Raw genomic sequence first — 18,928 nt, 5'->3', positions numbered from 1 at the left:
CCCTCTACCCTTCTCCGCCTCTCGATAAACACGTAAGTAACCAGCTATCCATTCTTACTCTTTACATAATCCGTAGGCGACACATGATACTTCTCCTTAAACAACGTGCTGAAATATTTGGGATTGCTGAAGCCGGTCAGGTAGGCTACTTCGGAAATATTGTGGCCACCGGCATCGAGGTATTGTTTTGCCCGTTGCAAACGCATGTCGCGGACAAACTCCATGGGGGTTAACGTGGTTAGACTTTTGAATTTCTTATAAAAGTTGGTACGACTGAAAGCCATGGTTTCGGCCACTGTATCGATATTAAAATCGGGGTCCTCCATTTTGCTTTCTACCACTTTGATAACGTCCTTGAGAAAAGATTCGTCTTTGGAAGTGATCACGATGGGCTCGGGACTTAGTTCGATGGTCTTCTTTTTCTCTACCAGTCCTTCGAACAATTTCTTTCGCTGTTGCAGCAGGTTATCGATGCTGGCGATCAAAAACTCATTGTTGAAAGGCTTGGTGATATAATGATCGGCGCCGTAGTGGAGCCCCTCGATCTGGCTTTCGATGGAGTATTTGGCCGATAACAACACTACCGGAATATGACTGGTGGTCACGTCATTTTTTACCTTGTCGAGCATTTGCAGGCCATCCATTTTCGGCATCATGATATCGCTAACGATCAGATCAGGGATCAGGCTGATGGCTTTTTGCAGGCCTTCTTCCCCATTACCGGCTGTTTCCACGCGGTAATATTCACTCAGTTGTGCTTTTATAAAAGAGCGGAGCTCGTCATTGTCTTCTACCAGCAGTACCAGCGGGCCTTCCTGGTTTTGGCTGGAACCGTTGCCGGCTATTTGAGCCAGCACCTGCGGTTCTATGGGCGTTTCAACAAAAGCAGTTGTTTGCGGCTGCTCTACAAAAGACACTTCTTTCTGCGCATAATGTGCCGAACCGGCGTTCAGTTTTACTATTACCGAAAGCCCGCCTTCGGCATTGTTTTCCGCCCAAATGCGGCCGCCGTGCAATTGTACAAATTCACGGGAAAGCGCCAGGCCAATCCCCGTTCCTTTCAGTTCCCGGCCATTCGTATGCTCCCCTTCCTGAAACAGGTCAAAGATCTGTTCCAGTTTTTCCTTTGGTACACCAGATCCCTGGTCGTGCACCGCAATAAAAAAAACCTGTGCCGGCTCATTGAAGCTGATCAGCACCCGGATCGATTTTCCGTCGGGCGTGAACTTAAGGGCATTGGCCAACAGGTTATAGACCACCACATCCAGCTTTTCCGCATCCACCCAGGCAATGCATTCCTTCTGCTCAGCTACCACTTCCAGGTTTATCCGTTTGCTTCTGGCAGCTTCGGCAAAGAGCTCAGTAATTTTTTTTACAAAGGCCACCAGGTCGAGCCTTGAAATGCGCAGGGTGGCTTTTTCACTTTGCACTTTTCGAAGGTCCAGCAATTGGTTGATGAAACGCACCATGCGGCTTGCGTTCTTACGTGCCACCTCTATATAAGATGACATTTCAGGAGACAGACCTCCTTTCTTTGCCACATGTTCCAATGGATTTACAATTAACGTAAGCGGTGTTCGCAGTTCGTGCGACACGTTGGTAAAGAAATGCATCTTCAATGCCGCGAGTTTTTGCTCTACGGCAATTTTCTGACGCAACCCGATCATGGCCAGGGCATAACGACGAATAAAAAACAATACAACACCCAGCAACAGCGCATACAACAAATACGCCCACCAGGTTTTCCACGGTGGTGGCAGTATGGTAATGGCCAGCTGTTTGTAGGGTTGATTGGAATACAGATCGCGGCTCAGGCTTTTTACTTCAAATACATAATTACCCGGTGGCAGGTTGGTGTAGGTAGCCTTTCTGAATTGCCAGTCGTTGTGCCAGGTAGTATCGAAACCAGTAAGCCGATAGGCAAAACCCTGGCGGTCGCCACTTCCCCGGGGATCGAGGATCGCGTAATATATGCTGATGATATTCTGGTTGTATTGTAAGTTCAGCCGGTTGACATAGTTGATATCTGTCGACAGCGGTTGTTTGTTTGCCTTTGGCCCCACATCTTCGTTATTGATCTGAAGATTGGTAAATACAATATTTGCTTTGATGCGGCTGGCGTTGATCTGGCCCGGGTCAAATGACAAATACCCGGTTACCGTACCGAAAATAAGATGCTGGCCCGCCTGCCCTTTTGTAACGGACGCTTCGGAAAATGATAAATTAGGCGGCAACGCATCATATGAATCAAAGTTCCGGAAGATCTGCGTTTCCGGGTTAAATTTCGACAACCCATTTTCAGTGGCCAGCCATAAATTACGCTCACTGTCTTCGGCGCAACTTAGAATATAATCATTGGGCAATCCATTCCTGGTAGTATAATTTTTAAAACGCAATGCCTGAAAAGGGTTGTCACCCACGGCCTCACAAAAACCACCACCTGATGTAGCCAGCCACATCCTGTTCTTTCTGTCGCGATAAATAAACAGGATGTCATTATTACCCAGGCTTTCCGGATTGCCCGGAATGGTGCTGTATGTTTTGTATTGATACACCGGCGAATGTTGTTCATTGGCATCCAGCACCAGCAAACCGGTAGTGGTACCCAGCCAGATGTTTCCGGCTGCATCGAGGCACATGGTACGGATATTCTGGAAAGCCCCTTGCGGATAGTTTGTAAAAGCATTACCGCTGTGAATGAATTTGGTGCCACCGGGGTTCTGCTCAATTAATGCCAGTCCATTGTCGAGCGAACCGATCCAGATGCGGCCCTGTTTGTCTTCCAGCAATGAATAGATCTGGTTAAACGGTAAACTGTCTGTAATCTCTTTATGCCGTTGAAAATGACTTAGCCGGTATCTTGTTTGTTCATTATTTACCGGCGTGGCTTTGTAAAGGCCATCGCCTTTTGTGCCCAGCCACATATTACCCCTGCTGTCCTGCAAAATGGCATACACACCTACTACCCCGCCGGCGGGTTCATTTTCAAACAACCCTTTTATTGGTTTATTATTTTGGTAAACGGTGAGGTCGCTCATTTTTGTTCCCAACCATAAGCGGCCCTGCTGGTCGTTATACATTACCCGCACTTCATTGCCCGACCGGGCAGATTCCTGGTCAACTAAAACCTGTTGTTCAAAATCATTGTCCTGGATAACAATTTTTATCAACCCGCCTTCCTTGGTGGTGAGCCAGAGAATACCGGCGCTGTCGTAATAATGTCCGGTTATATTGGCCGGCAATTGATAACTGGCACCTTCGGAAGTTGTCAATATATTCTCCAACGATGTACTGCCTGGTTTATAATAACCAAAGCCCCGCCCTTTCATACTTACCCAAACGGTTCCTTTATAATCTTCCTGCACCCAGAAATACCGGTTGTTAACATCATTGAGTATGGGTCCGGTGTATACTGAAAACAACCGGAAGGAACGGTTTTGCGGATCAAACCGGATGGCACCCTGCGTTTCCGGTTCTATCCATACCCCGCCTGATTTATCTTCATACAAAGCCGAGAGGCTTTCTTTTGTGCGGTAATTTACAGTGGTAACCTGTTTATCGCCGAGGCCTACCATGATCAGTTCACCCGCAGCAGCACTCGCATACAGCACATCGCTTTTCTTTGAGCGCAGCAAGGCATTGATGCGGCCTGTAGCGATCTTTCGCTCCGTAAATGCTTTGGATCTTTTTTCAAAAGTGATCAGCCGGCCGTCTGCAAGGCCAAAGTATACATGGTCTGAATCTTCTTCAACTGCATACTGGGACTGAGATAGATGGGCTAATAAGGATGGCTGGGATATTTTATACTTAGCGATATAGGATATTGGGGATTCCTGGGATTTGGGATATTGTACAATAGATTCTTTCGATAAATCAGTCTGGGAGACCCGATAGATGCCGTCGTTCTTGGTTTGAAGCCATACCCAACCATCGGCAGCCAGCAGGATGTTATTGAATTCAATTCTATGATCTGATTGTAACAGGGTTGCCAGCGGCAGGAATTGTGCTGTTTTTTTATCGAACCGGTAGATCTGGTAATCATATGCCTGTACCCATAAATGATTGTTCTGGTCTTCCACCACCCGTGCTATGCGGCTGTTACCCAATTGGTATTTTTCTTCGGGTGAAGACTTAAAGGAAACAAATGCCCGGCCATCAAAGCGATTGATACCGTCCCAGGTGCCAAACCACATAAACCCCTCCTGGTCCTTCATCATACAATTTACCTTGCGATGCGAAAGGCCCTGTTCGGTAGCATAATGTTCTATCTTGTATTTTGGCTGGGCCTGAACACCTATGGCAAACAGGAAGCAAAAACATAAACCGTACAAATGACGTTTAACAGCAATCTTGCAATATATATCACCCAAATCATTCCAATTGTATAACCAAAAGAAATGAAAAAAGGTGTATTAAACAAGAATCAGGCGGGTTAGTTTCTGCTATAACACCAACCCGTTGCAATATTCTTCCAGGCGGGAATACCCTGCGCTGTTTACTGCTGCCGCATCCTTCGCATCTTTAGGGTTCCCTTTATGGGCGGTTTCCCATTTATCGGGGATGCCATCGCCATCGGAGTCGGTACCGGTTTTTCCATCGGCAATTGGCCCCTGACCACCGGCATCCACTTCTGTTTTAAATATTTTACCTTCCTTACCGAGTGATTTCAGGTAGTTGATGATGCGGGTGTCAATGGCATCGCGGTGCAACGAAGCGCCGGCCTGGGCCAGCACCGTTTTGTATGCGGCTTCGGCAGTTTCCACGGTTACTGCATTGGCAGGCAGGTTTTGTTTTTTAGGTACGAGCGTTGCCTTTACGTGCACAAAATCGGTATCTATTGCCACCCGGCCGTTCAACATCCCGTCTTTGTTGTCATCTACCATATTACCGCTGTGGTACACATGGTCGGTGGCGGTGAACATGGCAATGAAATTGTTATTGGAATTGGGCCCGGCTATGAAATAGTTATTGATCACATCCTGAAAATGATCGGCTTCGGAGTGACCGCCTACCAGTCCGCTAACACCCCAGTTGTATACCACATTGTTGATGTATTCGATGCCGGCTTTTGCCTTGGGGTTGCGGCTTTGGTTATCGATCCAGAGACAATGATGCACCGTGATGTTGGTAGGGTGCTCGAATAAAGCGCCGAAGCGTTGCGGATCGATGGGTTCGCCAACGAGACAGTACTGCAGCGTTACGTTGCTGCTGTTTTTGATGTGCAGGTTATCCCACCGGCCCCACTCGATGGAAACGTGGTCGAGGATCACGTTTTTGCAACTATCGATGTTTACGGTGCAGGCGCCGCGCGGCATGTTGATGCTGCCGCGGAACCGCATATAACGCACGATGGTATTTTCTTTAAACGAAATGCCATTACCATACACTACGATCCCTTCACCAGGGGCTGTTTGTCCTGAAATGGTGAGGTTAGGTGCTGCTGCTATTTTATTGATAATGCGAATAACACCGGCCACGTCAAAAACGACAGTACGGTTTGGTTCACTTACCGCTTCGCGAAAAGTACCGGTACCCGAATCGGCGAGGCTGGTAACATGAAACACGTTACCACCCCGGCCACCGGAAGCCTGGCTCCCGAACCCTGATGCGCCCGGGAAAGCCACCGGCTGTGCAAGTGTATCATTAGAGGAAAAGGCGATAATTAGTCCAAATACAACTATTTTTATTTTCATACGGCTTGCTTACTTTTTTACCATGGTTTTGGGTTCAGGGGTTGGTAAATTTTTACCATTCACCTTTACATTTTTAAACCGCAGGTTTTGTACGTTACCCAGGTGGAAGTCGGTAGATTTCAGGGTCACATCTACGTTTTCAACCAGAATATCACTGATGGTAGCCTGGTTATGACCCGTGATCTCGCCCAACGAACTTCCTTTTCCATGTACATTCGAAATTTTGATCCCGCGTACCTGCGCTTTTGGCGGCGCCTGGCCCTTCAGATCGAAGTATTGCGTCCAGGGTGAAACCTTAAATATAGCGCCCCCGTCAACCAGGGTTATATCATCCATCGTAATGTTTTCATACAGCTGCGGCGTATCGGGACGTAATTTCAACCGCAACACCGTTGGCCGAAGCGTGGTGCAGCGTTGAATGGTCACGTTGCGTACAATGGTGGCTTCGCTTCCAAAGGTTACGATACCGCCGCCCGCTTCAAATATGCAATCGCTGATCTCGATGTTTTCTACCGGCATTCCGCTCTGATCCTGCATGGCAAAGGGCCCTTTTGAACCTTTCAGTGCAATGCAATCGTCGCCAACAGAAAAAAAGCAATGGCGGATGTAAATGCCCTGTGAACAGTCTACATCGATGCCATCCGAACTGGGCGCCTGGTGATAGGGTTTGGGGCCTGATGGTGCATGAAAGCGGCAATATTCAACGGTTACTTCCTGACAGTGATACAAGTGCAGGTTCCAGAAACCTGAATTAAGAAAAGTAATGCCGCTTATTTTTACGTCTTTCGAATGTTGAATAAAAGTAAGCCTGGGGCGCTCCACGTTCAGGTTGGTAGTTTTGTTATCTGCCTCCCGCCTACTGTAGAACTCTTTCCAGAACGGTTCGCCGCTGCCATCTAAAATACCGGCACCACTGATGGTTACATGTTCCAGGCTATCACCGTTGATCAATGCCACCCGCCAGGGTTCAAAATGACCTTCAATACGGGTATTCAGTTTTGGATAGTCGTTTATATTTGTTGAACCTTTCAATACAGCGCCTTCCTGCAATTCTACATTTACCCCCCGCTTCAGGAACAAGGCACCACTTACAAATACGCCTTTTGGAATAACGACGGTTCCGCCCCCATTTTGCGCACACGCATCGATCGACGCCTGAATCTTTTGGGTGTTAAGCGTTTTACCGTCGCCCAGGGCACCCTGCTCGGTAATATTATAGCGTTTATCATTTCCATTACCGTTGTTGGCAACGGCACTGGTCATTATTATTGAACAAAGTATATACAGCAAACTGATTCGTTTCATGCTCAGGTTATGAATTGTAAACCTATCGTTTAGTAGTTGTGAATGGGTTTCTGTTTGTACAAAAATGGTTCGAATAAGTACAGTATGGGAAAAGACTAATTGAAATACAATTATTTACAATTGAGGAATAAATAAAAAGAACCCCTGACTGTATCGCCAGGGGCTCTTGCTGCTAATATGTTTCTGGTTCCCGGTTTCCAGTTACCGGTTACCGGGGGAAAACCTGGCAACCGGGACCTGGTAACTGGTAACTCTTACAATTAAAAACCAGGATTTTGCTGCGATTGTTTTTCATCTGCCGACAGGGCCTTGCCGTTCGACTGGATGCCATCGAGGTAAGTTTGCGGAATTGGCCGCAGCAAATGGATGTCCCTGATATTGCCCGCCGCCTGCGCATTGAATGCTTTTACCCGCGGCACCAGGGTTTTGGTTCTTGAAAGGTCTTCCCAGCGTTTGTACTCACCCGCCAGTTCCCGGGAGCGTTCATCCAGAACCAGCGCCAGCATTCTGTCATAATCTCCACTTAAACCCAGTCTCGAGATCACATACTCATCACCGGCGGGCAGTGCGTTTATGTTGGCAATTTCCAGGCTTGCTGAAGCCGCCGTGGTTGGTGGAATATTATTCGATTCGTAATAGGAGTTTTCAGCGATGAAAGAGTTGATGGTGATGCTTTGACCGGATGTTCCCTGTGCGGCACCTCCATCAAAATAAGCAGCGCGATCCTCACCGGCTACAAATTGGGCGCGGGCCCGAACTTTATTTATGTAGGGCAATGCATCGGTATAAGCGGCCATGCCCATTTTTGCCAGTCTGATCTTGGCTTCGGCAGCCATTAAATAGGTTTCTGCGCTCCGGGCAAGGTTCATGTCGCGCAGGCCCCGGGTTTCATTCAACGCTATTCTTGACCCATCCATATGTTTGCTTAATGGCGGATACCGCACGTCGCCCAGCAGGGCACCATCGGCAGTTACCCCTTTTGGATAAGCCACATACACGTTCGGGATCGTTTTGCCTGTTTTCGAATAAACAACCGAATCATTTATTTTAGAACCGGAAAAACGGTTATCACCTGGCTGATTGATGACATACATGATACCCAGATCGCCATTGACATAATAAGTATTCGCCGTTTTGTTCAACCGCCATTTTGTTCTGAAGCCTTTCCAGAACCGCGAGTCATTCTCCTGGTCATAGATCCTGAACATATAGTAATTGGTGCGCAGGCGGCTGAAGGGCCTGTCACCGGTAACATCACGTTGCATTTGTGAGATATCGTCATACCGGGATCCCCAATACAGGTGCTGGGTATTGGTACCGTTGGTAGAAACGTCGGCTGTGAATTGCGCCGACAGAATGAGTTCCGGTAGCTTTTCATTGGGTGCATCAGGTGCAGTATATCTCCAGAGGTCTGCAAAATTTGTTGTCAGCGGATGGTGGGAAATAACTTCATCGCACAAGGGTACTATGGCAGCCAGATCAGCGGCCTTGGTGGCCGAATTCCAGGAATCATTGATCTCACTGGCCCGGAACAGGTATGCTTTTGCCAGATAATGGGCGGCGGCATCCTTTGTGACCTTTGCAGGCGCACCGGTATTGGGCAACAGATTATATGCCTGTGTAAAATCACTGATGATCAGTTTGCAAACTTCTTCCGGTGTGGCCCGGGTATATTCAAAGGTGATCTTTTCACTGGGCTCTGTCTTCAGCGGCACGGCACCATATTGAGCAACTAGTCGCAGGTAATTGTAGGCCCTGAAAAAATATCCTTCGCCCAGCGCTACTTTTTTAATAGCATCTGAAGTATTGGTACTGGCATTCGCATTCTGGATCAGCAGATTGGCGTCGCCTATGCCGGTGTACAAAGTATCCCACTGCACATTGGCAGTAGCCGTATTGGTATTGTTGAGGGTTACAATAGACTTGTACCCGGCATCATAGTTGTTCCAGGAACCATTGGAAGGGTCACCCCCTACGCTGAATTCATCCACGCCGTAGTTCATGGTACAATATGCCCACTCCGAACTAAATGGTAAAGCAAACACCTGGTAATACGTACCGGTGGCCAGTGACATAATACCGGCATCGGTTTTAAAGAATTCCATATTCCGGTCGGTAGTCAGTGTCTCATCCAGAAAATCTTTTTTGCACGATGCCATCACCACCAAACCCGTCAGGAGGGATATATTGAAAATTAATTTTAAAGTCTTCATTTTCTTATTTTTTAGCGTTAATCGTTGGGGTTAAAATGTTGCGTTGATTCCAAAAGTGATCCCTCTGTTATAAGTAGGGCCAACCACGTCCATATCCAGCCAGTCGATCTTCGAGAAGATCATTCCCGGGTTTACCACCTGTACATATGCTTTCAGATTCTGAATGGCAGATGTTTTCAATGCTTTGCCACTCAGGTTGTACCCCAACGATATATTGCGTATTTTGAGAAAGGAGCCATTCCTGTAACCAAATATTACATAGTAAGGATCGCCGCTTCCCTCTGAATAGAATGGTTTCTGAAATTCTGCATTCGTATTGTTCTCGTTATAATAATTGATCTGGCGCTGTACACCACGGGCAGTTTCCGTTTCGCCACCATAGTTATACGTGTACCCCAACCGGCCATAAATGAAGATCGAAAATTCAAAGTTTTTATATGCAAGCGTATTGGTCATACCTACTATCCATCTTGGTCTTGAATGCCCAATGAGCACCCGGTCGTGGTTGGCATCGATCAGTGTATCGCCATTCACATCGAGCGGTCTTGCGCTACCAGGTGTAAAACTGGTTTTTCCTTTGGTATTATAGGCCTTGTAAGTATCTGCATCTTCAGTATGCCACAGACCTGCGCTCTGGTATCCGTAGATCATTCCTATAGACTGGCCAATGAACCAGTTGTTATTGATGTCATCCTGTTTTCCGTTTGCCAGGGTGGTGATCTTGTCTTTTTGCCAGGAGATGCTGGCATTGGTTGTCCAACTGAGGTTCCTGGTGCTTATATTCACGGTTGTTAAACTAAAATCGAAACCCTTGTTGGAGGTTTCTCCAATATTTGAATAGGTGTTTGTAAACCCGTTAACCGAAGGAACTGACATTTGCATTAACAGGTCGGTGGTCTTTGATTTATAAATGTCCAGGCTACCGGATATTCTTCTGTTCAACACGGCGAAATCAATACCCAGATTGTATTGCGTGGTTTTCTCCCAGCCCAGGGTAGAGTTGGCGAATGTTGCCGGGGGAATTGTTCCGGGTGTTACGACAGTAGTAGTTGTTGTGAAGGGATAAAACAACGGAATGGTAGCACCCTGTGTTGCATATGGGTTGATGGCCGAGTTACCGGTAACGCCCACCCCAAACCGTAATTTGAGGTCGTTCACCCAGGTGGCATTCTGTAAAAAATCTTCATTATTCATTCTCCAGGCAAGCGCCATGGAAGGAAACCAGGAATATTTATGCCCTTCAGCAAGCATGGAAGCGCCATCACGACGAGCCGATACAGTAAGTAAATATTTGTCGTTAAGGCTGTAGTTGATACGCGCCATAAAGGATTGCAACTGGCTTTCTGTAAGACCGCCCGCATACCCGGTCAAATTAGCTGCGGGGATATAATTTTTTGACAATGCATTCCATTTCTGGCTTCCAAATGCAATACCGTTGGCAGAAATAAAACTACTGTCCCGTGAAAATTTAGTCTGGCTGTATAATAATGTAAGACCGAGGTCATGCGCGCCAAAGCTTTTATTATAATAAAGCAAATGATCGAGGGTATAAGAGTAGGTCATTTGTTTATTCAGTGAAGCTGAGTTGGAACCACTACTGATCACCGAATTGGCGTCTACGTAGGTCCCATCCCGGTAGGTGGAGATGTCGGGACCAAAATTAAGCCGGTATTTCAGATCTTTCAACGCGGGAACGATGGCGCCGAAGTCAACCTGCCCGTATAAGCTACCGAAGGCACGAAGGGTTGTACGCTGGTCCTGGTTTAAATTCCACTCGTCTGCCACATTTTTCCAGGAGATATCACCGCCGGGATTATAGATCCTGTTTCCCAGAGAATCATAAGGCACTGCATAAGGGAACAGCGCCCGGGCAGATTCATACAGGCTGTTGGAAGAAGACACGGTGGTAGCGCCTATTTTTGATTGCCCGAATTCCTGTATGCTGTAGGAGACGGTGAGGTTAGCGCCGAACTGGAACCACTTGGTGGCATTGATGTCGGTATTGACGTTGGCAGTATATCTTGTATAACCCTGTCCTTTTGTTGTACCGCTGTTATCCAGGTAGCCAAATGAGGCATACATTTTTGCTTTTTCACTGCCGCCGCTAACGCTTAAATTCAGATTTTTGGTGATGCCGGTTTGGGTCACCATGCCCATCCAGTCGGTGGTTCCCACCTTGGAGCCGTCCCAGGTTCCCGTAGCCCAGCCTTTTGCAATATTTGCCCAGGCAGAGGGATCGCTGGTGGCCAGGAAGATCGTTTTATCAAAAGCCATGTTGGGATTATCGCCACGGGGGTTGGCGGATGGGTTCTGATAATAACGGGCCCAGCGGCGGAATGTAATATAGTCCGAGGAGTTCATCTGCTCCTGTCTGTCGATCAGCTTTTCAGCCGTGGTAGACACGTTCAGATTCAGGTTTGTTTTACCGGCCTTGCCCTGTTTGGTAGTAACGATCACTACCCCATTGGCGCCGCGGGAACCATAAATGGCGGTGGCCGAAGCATCCTTCAGCACATCGATCGATTCAATATCATTGGGGTTGATGTATTCAATACCACCGGTCATCAGGGGAATTCCGTCTACAACATACAACGGCGTATTGGAAGCAGTTAAAGAACGAACACCGCGGATATTAATGGTACCTACCTGACCGGGCCGTTCATTGGAGCCGATATCGACACCCGCTACCTTTCCCTGCATCGCCTGCAGGGCATTGTCTACAGGTCTTGACTTAATTTCTTTTTCATTGATACCAGTAACAGCGCCGGTTACATCTTTCCTTTTCACCGCGCCATAACCAATAACCACTACCTGGTCCATCGAGTTGTCTGCAGCGCTCAGGATTATCGCCAGCTGCCCTTTATTTTCGAGGGCTACTTCTTTGGCAGTGAAACCAACAGAGCTAAATACAAGCACTGAACTGCCAGAGGGCGCATTGATGGTGAAGCTGCCATCTGCATTGGAGGCGGTTACTACTTTAGAACCTTTCACCTGCACGGTAACACCCTGCAATGGATTACCTCCATTGTCTGTTATTTTACCGGTTACGGGGAAATTGGATTGTGCAAAGGAAAAAATGGTCAATAGGTTCAATAGCAAAATGGGCAGGACATATCGCCTGCAAGCAATCGTTTGTTTCATATTAGCAGTTAGAGTTTAATTTAGCAAAAGCATTTGTAATTTATCCTTTCCGGTTGCTAAAATCATCCTGAACTGTCCTGTGCTATCCTGAAGGACATGCCTTTCTCTAAAGGCCGCTATTAGGCGGCTTTTGCTGCTTACATGATAATAAAAACTATGCTCTTTCTCCTATCGCCTGTTTATTTGCGCCAGTACATCTTTGCCCTGCCCCCATTTCTTTTGCCAGGATGGATACTTATTCAACACTTTCTGCGGGGCATATGTATACCATGCGTACCCATCGCGTCTTTCCCGGGCAACTTCGGCCAGTGAATAAACCACTTTACTGTCCCGGTTGCAGAACAGGGGTTTGTGCGTTTTCAATTCGTAGTATCGCGTCCAGATGGGTGCCGCTGTTGTATCACGAACCACTACTCTGTCGGTTGTAGAAGTACGGAATGGCGTTTCCATTCGTGGAGCGGGAATAACATCAACCCGGGTGTTGTAGATCTTCGAATCCTGAAACCATTTTACGGCGTATTGTATGGCATCTACCACGCGTTGCTCAGGATGATCGAGATTCATAAGGAACAGTACCAGATCTGCACTTTCGCCGTTACAAATACTCGCCGGTTCAAATTTGCGGGCCCACGCCGGTTGCAGGGTATGCTCATCGTATTGCTGACACCAGGCTGTAGGAACGCCTGCGTCATTGATTTGTGTTTTAACAATACAGTCAATGCCTTTACTAAAGGCCTGTTCAACCTGCTTGCGGTCCGGTGCATCCAGGTAGTCGTATTGCGGCTGTTTGTTCATTATATCCTTCAGCAATTCCATAATGCCCTCAAAAGCGCCGTCGTTGAAGGTGATCTCTTTACTATACCCCTCTTCCTCCAGCGGATAATACTGCGGCCAGCCGCCGTTTGCGTATTGTGCTTTCAATAAAAAATGCAGCCCTTTTACCGCCGCATCGCGGTACCTGGCATCCCCTGTATTTTTATAGATAACAGACAATGCTGCAATGTGGGTATAGCTGGTTCCATTATCGAAGGTGGTATTTAATTCGCTGTGCCGGCTGCGCACAGAATCTTTCTGTGCATCGGTAAGTATGGCAAAGAAGTCGTAATTCTTTGGCCAGCCGCCATTGTCTTTCTGAAAAAGGACCATGTTGTCGCCAATCTCTTTCAGCTGTGTGGGCTGGTATTTGGGTTTGGCCGGACTGGGATTGATCATGCGTTTATCATCCTTGCCCATGTACCAGTGGCCTGAATTGTCGGCAAAGGGACGTGGATCGATGCGATCGAGGCCTTTTTGTACATTATCCTGTGCTATGGCATTTCGGGTGCCGAAAAGAGAACAAAGGGCGATTAATACAATTGAGTATTTCATATGTTTTGCAACGTGTTTCGATATTATAGCAACAAACTTAACTAAGTAAAAAGACCGGGAGGTTTGATTTTTGATCAGATCCTTTCAAAAATTGATAACCTGCTGTAACCAGACGTCGTTTTCACGTTGCAGGTTGCCCAAACGGGAAAATCAATTGTTTTTTGAGACAAACAACAAAAGTCAGCTCATAAGTTACGCCTTGTTATAATTGAGTTTCTGTGCGTTCTTCTGTGCTTTCAGCGCCAATTCTGTTGCCAGGAAGCAATGATGTTGGGTCATGGCCGTTTCTGTGCGATTGATTACATCATCAACCAATTGTTTACCGTACGGCAATTCCACATTATTACAATCGATGTATTGGGTGTCTTTGTCGTTCACTAAATAAAGATGGTTGCCGCCGGGGTGATTTACGATATCGATGTTCTTACGAACTTCAATATACCCTTTTGTACCCAGGATGGTCAATCGGCCATCACCCCAGGTTTTTAATCCGTCTGGCGTAAACCAGTCCACTCTGATATATCCGGTACCGCCATTGCCCCGCAGCATGATGTCTCCAAAATCTTCGAATTGCGGATATTGCGGATGCGCCACGTTTCCGATCTGGGAAGCGATGATCTCGGCCTTATCGGAACCGGTAAAGTAAAGGAACTGGTCAAACTGATGCGAGCCGATGTCGGTGATAACACCGCCAAAATATTTTTTATCAAAGAACCATTGCGGGCGGTCTTTTGCACTCATACGATGGGGCGCCATAATAACGGTTTGAATAACATTTCCAATGGCGCCCTGCTTCACCAGCTCACCCGCTTTCACGGTGGCTTTGTTCTCGAACCGCTCACTGTACATGATGGAATAAATGCGGTTGGTTTGTTTTTGCACCTTACGCACTTCTTCCAATTGTTCCAGGGTGATAATTCCTGGTTTATCAGACATATAATCTTTTCCATGTTGCATGGCCCTGATGCCGATGCCTGCCCGGTCAATTGGAATGGCAGAACTCAGGATCAACTGAATGGATTTATCTTCCAGGATCTCCTTTTCACTCTCAGCCACTTTTACCTGTGGATACCGTTTTTTAAATTCCGCCACCAGGTCGGCTTCCTTTGCATAAAGCGATACCAGTTCTCCCCCGCCCCGGATCACCGCATTCACCTGCCCGTAAATATGGCCATGATTGATCCCTATGACTGAAAATTTTATTCGGGGTTCTTCCAATGGTCTTGCCTCTTGCTGATATTTTTCGGCAGCAGTTATTGTTTCCGGAAGTGAAGCAAACAACCCCATTCCTGTAATGGACGCTGCCTCTTTTAAAAACTTACGACGGTTAAAGTTTGATCCTGGCATATCGTTAGATTGATTTTTAATTACCCGATGGCAATAATGTATTTGCTAATATAATCAAACTGTTCTGATAACAGTTATTAAAAAAGCGACCGCCCATTCAGGCGGTCGCGTTCCCGATCATCAACTAACAATTGTTCGGTTTCGGAATACTGTCAGGGATCTTATTGCCCCTTGTAATGATATTCTATTGTTTTAATAATATTTCCATCCTGGTCTTTGACCACCTGCAGCCGCCCCAGCGCATCGTATACATAATAAGTAATGGTATTATTGAAGGAACAACTGGTGGTCATACCAATTGTTGGCGTATAGGTAAAAGTGGTCATTTGTGCACCGGCAGGATACAACCGTAATTCATCAATCAATCCGCCTGTTTGCGGAATGTCTACCTGTGTAACGCCAGTTACTTTGTGTTCATAATAGGTCCAGCCATTTACCACTTTTCCCTTTACTACACTTCCCTGCGTACCACTAATGGTAAAAGGCGTACCGTTATTGGTCCAGTAGGAAACAATATAGGTGGTGGTGGTTGTTAACCCTGACTTGCTAATACCGCCATTGCCCAACTGATAACAGGAATTGCCTGTTATACCACCTGCAATACGCGCAGGGCTTCCGATAGTCCAGTTGCCACCGCCTTCCGCTTCAAATGAGGTGCTGGCAATATCATTTAATCCGGCATTCTTTACCTCACAAATAGGAAAGTGTTTAGCGTAATCCCAGAGTATCGACACAGGGCCCGCCTTCACCGGTGTGAACTGGCTGATATTATTGGCATCATCGTATTGGTCGAAAACGATCATTTTTTCGTATCGGTTATCCTGGGTACCAATATTGCCATTTACAGCAAATGGCTGAAAGTTTGTTACAGGTGTTGAAATGTTTAATTGCTGCTGCGCATCTAATGCCAAAGCGGTAGAAGGGAGCACTTTATAGTTACTGAGCTGCGCACCAGTTATTTTACCGGTGGAAGCGCCGGGATAAAAAAGACTGTCGCGCTTTTCAATCACTTCCGCCACCATGTTCCGGTTGATCAGACCATCCAGTTGACTATTTCCGGTACTTGTACTTCCCGAAGCAAGATAATCCTGCGCGTATTTTATATAAGAGGTATTTCTATTTTGCTTACTATTCTTACTCACCATGCGGGTAACCATGAAATGGTTTGTGTTATCGTAATAATAACCGGTCACTTTGCTGATCGTTTTTGTTGGATCATGCAGATCGTAGGTGATCTCTTTGGTAGAATCCATTAACAGCTTCTCCGATTTTATAGAAGGATAGATACAGGCCAGCCAATCAACAGGCGTTGTAACGCCAGACAGACAAGTATTGCCGTTGTAACTGTGTGTGCCGCCAGGCGGCGTTTGGGTTTTGAGACTGAAATAGATCTTCCGGTTATCAGCACGAAAGTAATTATAGGTTTCCGATACCGGTTGATAATCAGGACCGGCGCCGGCGTATACTTTCTTTGTCAATAACGACCCATTTAACTGATTGCCGATATTGGGTATGCCCGGAAACCTGAATCCATAATAATACAGGGTGGTATCAGGCGTATTTACATAAGCGTATACGGTTTTTCCGTTAGTGGTATTATTATTGGGGTCAACTGTATATTCAGTAACCTGGTCGTACCCAACAATATTTCCCTGTGCAATGCTGGTCAGTGCATTTTGACTGGTCCCCATCAGTGTTAAATTACTACAGACGCCATTTGATCCGTTTGGCACGCTAACATACCGGGCGTAAGAAGGCTGTGACATGAGCCTGCCATAACTGTACTTGTAAATGCCATTGTAATAATTATATTCATAGGTCCTTTTTTTGGCAACGGTGTTATCATCGGCGTAGTCGGTAACAGACTTTATTCTTAACCCGCCTGCTTTTTCAGTAAAAACGCCATTACTTTGGTTGTTCGTTTCTTTTACCTCCTGGTATTGCAATGTTACCCTGATGTCCTGGAAATAGTTGATATCTACTGTAGGATCGATATAACCTTCAAAGCTATAGGGCCCTGCCAAATTGGTGATGCTTAGCTCGAGGTCAACAAAATTAACAGGTGAATTTTGCGTACAGTTAAGATTGCGACTGCCTATATCCTCCTTTAAATTAAAACCAGGTCCCAGAAATTTGAAATATATTTTGTCGAAGGAATTGGTGTAATGCGTATTGCAATCGTTATTGGAGCTGCGGAAAGCAACTATTAAATGCAGGTTGGTTACATTGGAACCCTCTGCAGCAACACCATGCAAATGGCTCAGGTCTATGGAACCGGTAGTAATTCCCTTATTGATGATGGCAATGGTTTTTTGAACGGTAACTACATCCGTATGCGGAAAATCGATGGGACCATTTCTGGATCTATCCGGATCATAATCGTTTGCTTCATATTCAAAAACCGTTTTACCGCCTGTTGGATATTGCATCTGCGTTAAAGAAAATGCCTTCATGTACGATTCACTGGTGCTACGGTCAGCACCGCCAAAATTAAATTGAGTGGGTTGCGGATTAGGGGAAACGGCGTTAGGTGGGTTATAAAAAACATTCATCGTAGGTATAAAATGTGAGTTACCGATGCCATTATAATACCCCCAATGATCAATGCTGTAGGAATGTTTTGCCAGCAGAACGCTGGGGTTGGGTTCTTCATAAGTAAACGTATAAGGTGGAACTACCGTTGAACCAGACATTTCCTGAACCGCATCCAACCTTAATCTTTTAAATTCGAGATCGTCGGCGCCGGGTAACGTGGGAAAATAAGAATAGTTCAGGTGAAACTCCTTTTGATAATTTAAGGCACCATTTGTTTTTGAGTATAATTTTATGGTGTTTAGTTTCCTGCCGTCCTGTAAATCGGACCGCTGGTTGTCGAAGAGAAACTGCAACTGCCCTTCGGCAAAATCAATACTTTGTAACAGGTTGTTGGTATACCAGGTACCGGCAGCATTGCCGTATTCCCATCCACCCGATCCACAAAACGCATGATACATTTCATAGTATTCCGGCTTTACAGAAGTCCAGGTATTGTCATTGACATAATGAAAGGTTATTACATCCTGCTGCGCTGTTGTTATTTTCGATAGATACCACGAGCTGAAGGCGAATGTAGATGCAGCCCCGGTGGCCGACATGGTATACTCTTTATCACTGAAGTAAAACTGGTTCCCATGTTCATCGGTTATGGTAAATGAATTACCATTGTTCTCAAACTCTATTTTTATATTATCCTGCTTCTGCAACACAATTTTCCGGTCGCGGGTGATCATAAAAGAACCGCTTTTATCGAGAAATCTGTAGTGGTAAATATCAGGTTCCAGGTCATAGGGGCAGGGATAAAACGACAAGGGTGTGGAATAATCTGTTAGGCCGGCCGTGGTATTTACCTTGTAATTGCATAAGAACTCGCGATAATGTTCTCCCGAATAGAAATGACCTGCTGCCCATCCGTCATCCTGAATGGTACTTATATCGCCGGCCACCTGAGGTACTACCGGGGTAAAATAGGTTTTATTAGCCCCAAAATCGTCTTCATCCATAATGGTTTTCGAGATCACACCACCAGCAGTAAGCGCCCAGCCCAAACCGACCCACCCTGCTTCTTCTTTCAACCTTATCCCACCGGTATGATAATCCAGGCTCACCGGTATGGGTAATCCCTTGGCCTGGATAGTATAGATAGGCACCGTTGCGGAGGCCGTACCTGTATAGGTATTCACCGGCACCTCGGTAAACTTTAGTAAAGAAGATGCGTTGGGCGAAGGAGGTATAATTTTAGGCACGTAATTGTCCTGCGCCTGTATAGAAAAAGTAACTATACTTAATAAAAAAACAAGCGGCAGCAATGGGAACGAACGCATA

Annotated in this window: 8 protein-coding genes and 1 pseudogene; all 9 read right to left on the bottom strand. The window is 46.3% G+C overall.

Annotated features, from left to right (window positions below; genetic code table 11):
- Nucleotides 1-44: 44 nt before the first annotated feature.
- Nucleotides 45-3,329, bottom strand: coding sequence for a two-component regulator propeller domain-containing protein (locus BMX95_RS11155; protein WP_394335010.1), 3,285 nt, complete (start codon nucleotides 3,327-3,329; stop codon nucleotides 45-47).
- Between the two features lie 852 nt (nucleotides 3,330-4,181).
- Nucleotides 4,182-4,331, bottom strand: a pseudogene (locus tag BMX95_RS35820) (hypothetical protein); the annotation flags it as partial.
- Between the two features lie 111 nt (nucleotides 4,332-4,442).
- Nucleotides 4,443-5,693: a right-handed parallel beta-helix repeat-containing protein gene (locus tag BMX95_RS11150; RefSeq protein WP_242673265.1), complete on the bottom strand. Its 1,251-nt coding sequence runs from the start codon at nucleotides 5,691-5,693 to the stop codon at nucleotides 4,443-4,445.
- Between the two features lie 9 nt (nucleotides 5,694-5,702).
- The gene (locus BMX95_RS11145) at nucleotides 5,703-6,998 is read right to left on the bottom strand and encodes a glycoside hydrolase family 28 protein (RefSeq protein ID WP_081204532.1); all 1,296 of its coding nucleotides are present in this window, start codon (nucleotides 6,996-6,998) and stop codon (nucleotides 5,703-5,705) included.
- A gap of 260 nt (nucleotides 6,999-7,258) precedes the next feature.
- Nucleotides 7,259-9,211, bottom strand: coding sequence for a RagB/SusD family nutrient uptake outer membrane protein (locus BMX95_RS11140; protein WP_081204531.1), 1,953 nt, complete (start codon nucleotides 9,209-9,211; stop codon nucleotides 7,259-7,261).
- Nucleotides 9,212-9,241: 30 nt separating this feature from the next.
- Entirely contained in the window at nucleotides 9,242-12,352 is a 3,111-nt protein-coding gene (locus BMX95_RS11135) for a SusC/RagA family TonB-linked outer membrane protein (RefSeq protein WP_081204530.1), read from the bottom strand.
- A gap of 168 nt (nucleotides 12,353-12,520) precedes the next feature.
- Nucleotides 12,521-13,720 (bottom strand): pectate lyase, encoded by a 1,200-nt coding sequence (gene pelA, locus BMX95_RS11130; RefSeq protein WP_081204529.1) that lies wholly within the window; start codon nucleotides 13,718-13,720, stop codon nucleotides 12,521-12,523.
- Nucleotides 13,721-13,912: 192 nt separating this feature from the next.
- Entirely contained in the window at nucleotides 13,913-15,067 is a 1,155-nt protein-coding gene (locus tag BMX95_RS11125) for a Gfo/Idh/MocA family protein (RefSeq protein WP_081204528.1), read from the bottom strand.
- 161 nt (nucleotides 15,068-15,228) lie between these two features.
- Nucleotides 15,229-18,927, bottom strand: a complete 3,699-nt coding sequence (locus tag BMX95_RS11120) for a hypothetical protein (RefSeq protein WP_081204527.1) — start codon at nucleotides 18,925-18,927, stop codon at nucleotides 15,229-15,231.
- Between the last annotated feature and the right edge of the window lies 1 nt (nucleotide 18,928).

Origin of the sequence: Niastella yeongjuensis, from assembly GCF_900110245.1 — a bacterium.
GTDB classification, from domain to species: Bacteria; Bacteroidota; Bacteroidia; order Chitinophagales; family Chitinophagaceae; genus Niastella; species Niastella yeongjuensis.
Note: the sequence above shows the minus strand (reverse complement) of the source record. Positions and strands in the feature narration are given on the sequence as shown.

Bases quoted from the DNA above. Each gene is read 5' to 3' on its own strand.
- BMX95_RS11155 (WP_394335010.1), bottom strand. From the start codon at position 3,329: ATGAAAGGGCGGGGCTTTGGTTATTATAAACCAGGCAGTACATCGTTG.
- BMX95_RS11150 (WP_242673265.1), bottom strand. From the start codon at position 5,693: ATGAAAATAAAAATAGTTGTATTTGGACTAATTATCGCCTTTTCCTCT.
- BMX95_RS11145 (WP_081204532.1), bottom strand. From the start codon at position 6,998: ATGAAACGAATCAGTTTGCTGTATATACTTTGTTCAATAATAATGACC.
- BMX95_RS11140 (WP_081204531.1), bottom strand. From the start codon at position 9,211: ATGAAGACTTTAAAATTAATTTTCAATATATCCCTCCTGACGGGTTTG.
- BMX95_RS11135 (WP_081204530.1), bottom strand. From the start codon at position 12,352: ATGAAACAAACGATTGCTTGCAGGCGATATGTCCTGCCCATTTTGCTA.
- pelA (WP_081204529.1), bottom strand. From the start codon at position 13,720: ATGAAATACTCAATTGTATTAATCGCCCTTTGTTCTCTTTTCGGCACC.
- BMX95_RS11125 (WP_081204528.1), bottom strand. From the start codon at position 15,067: ATGCCAGGATCAAACTTTAACCGTCGTAAGTTTTTAAAAGAGGCAGCG.
- BMX95_RS11120 (WP_081204527.1), bottom strand. From the start codon at position 18,927: ATGCGTTCGTTCCCATTGCTGCCGCTTGTTTTTTTATTAAGTATAGTT.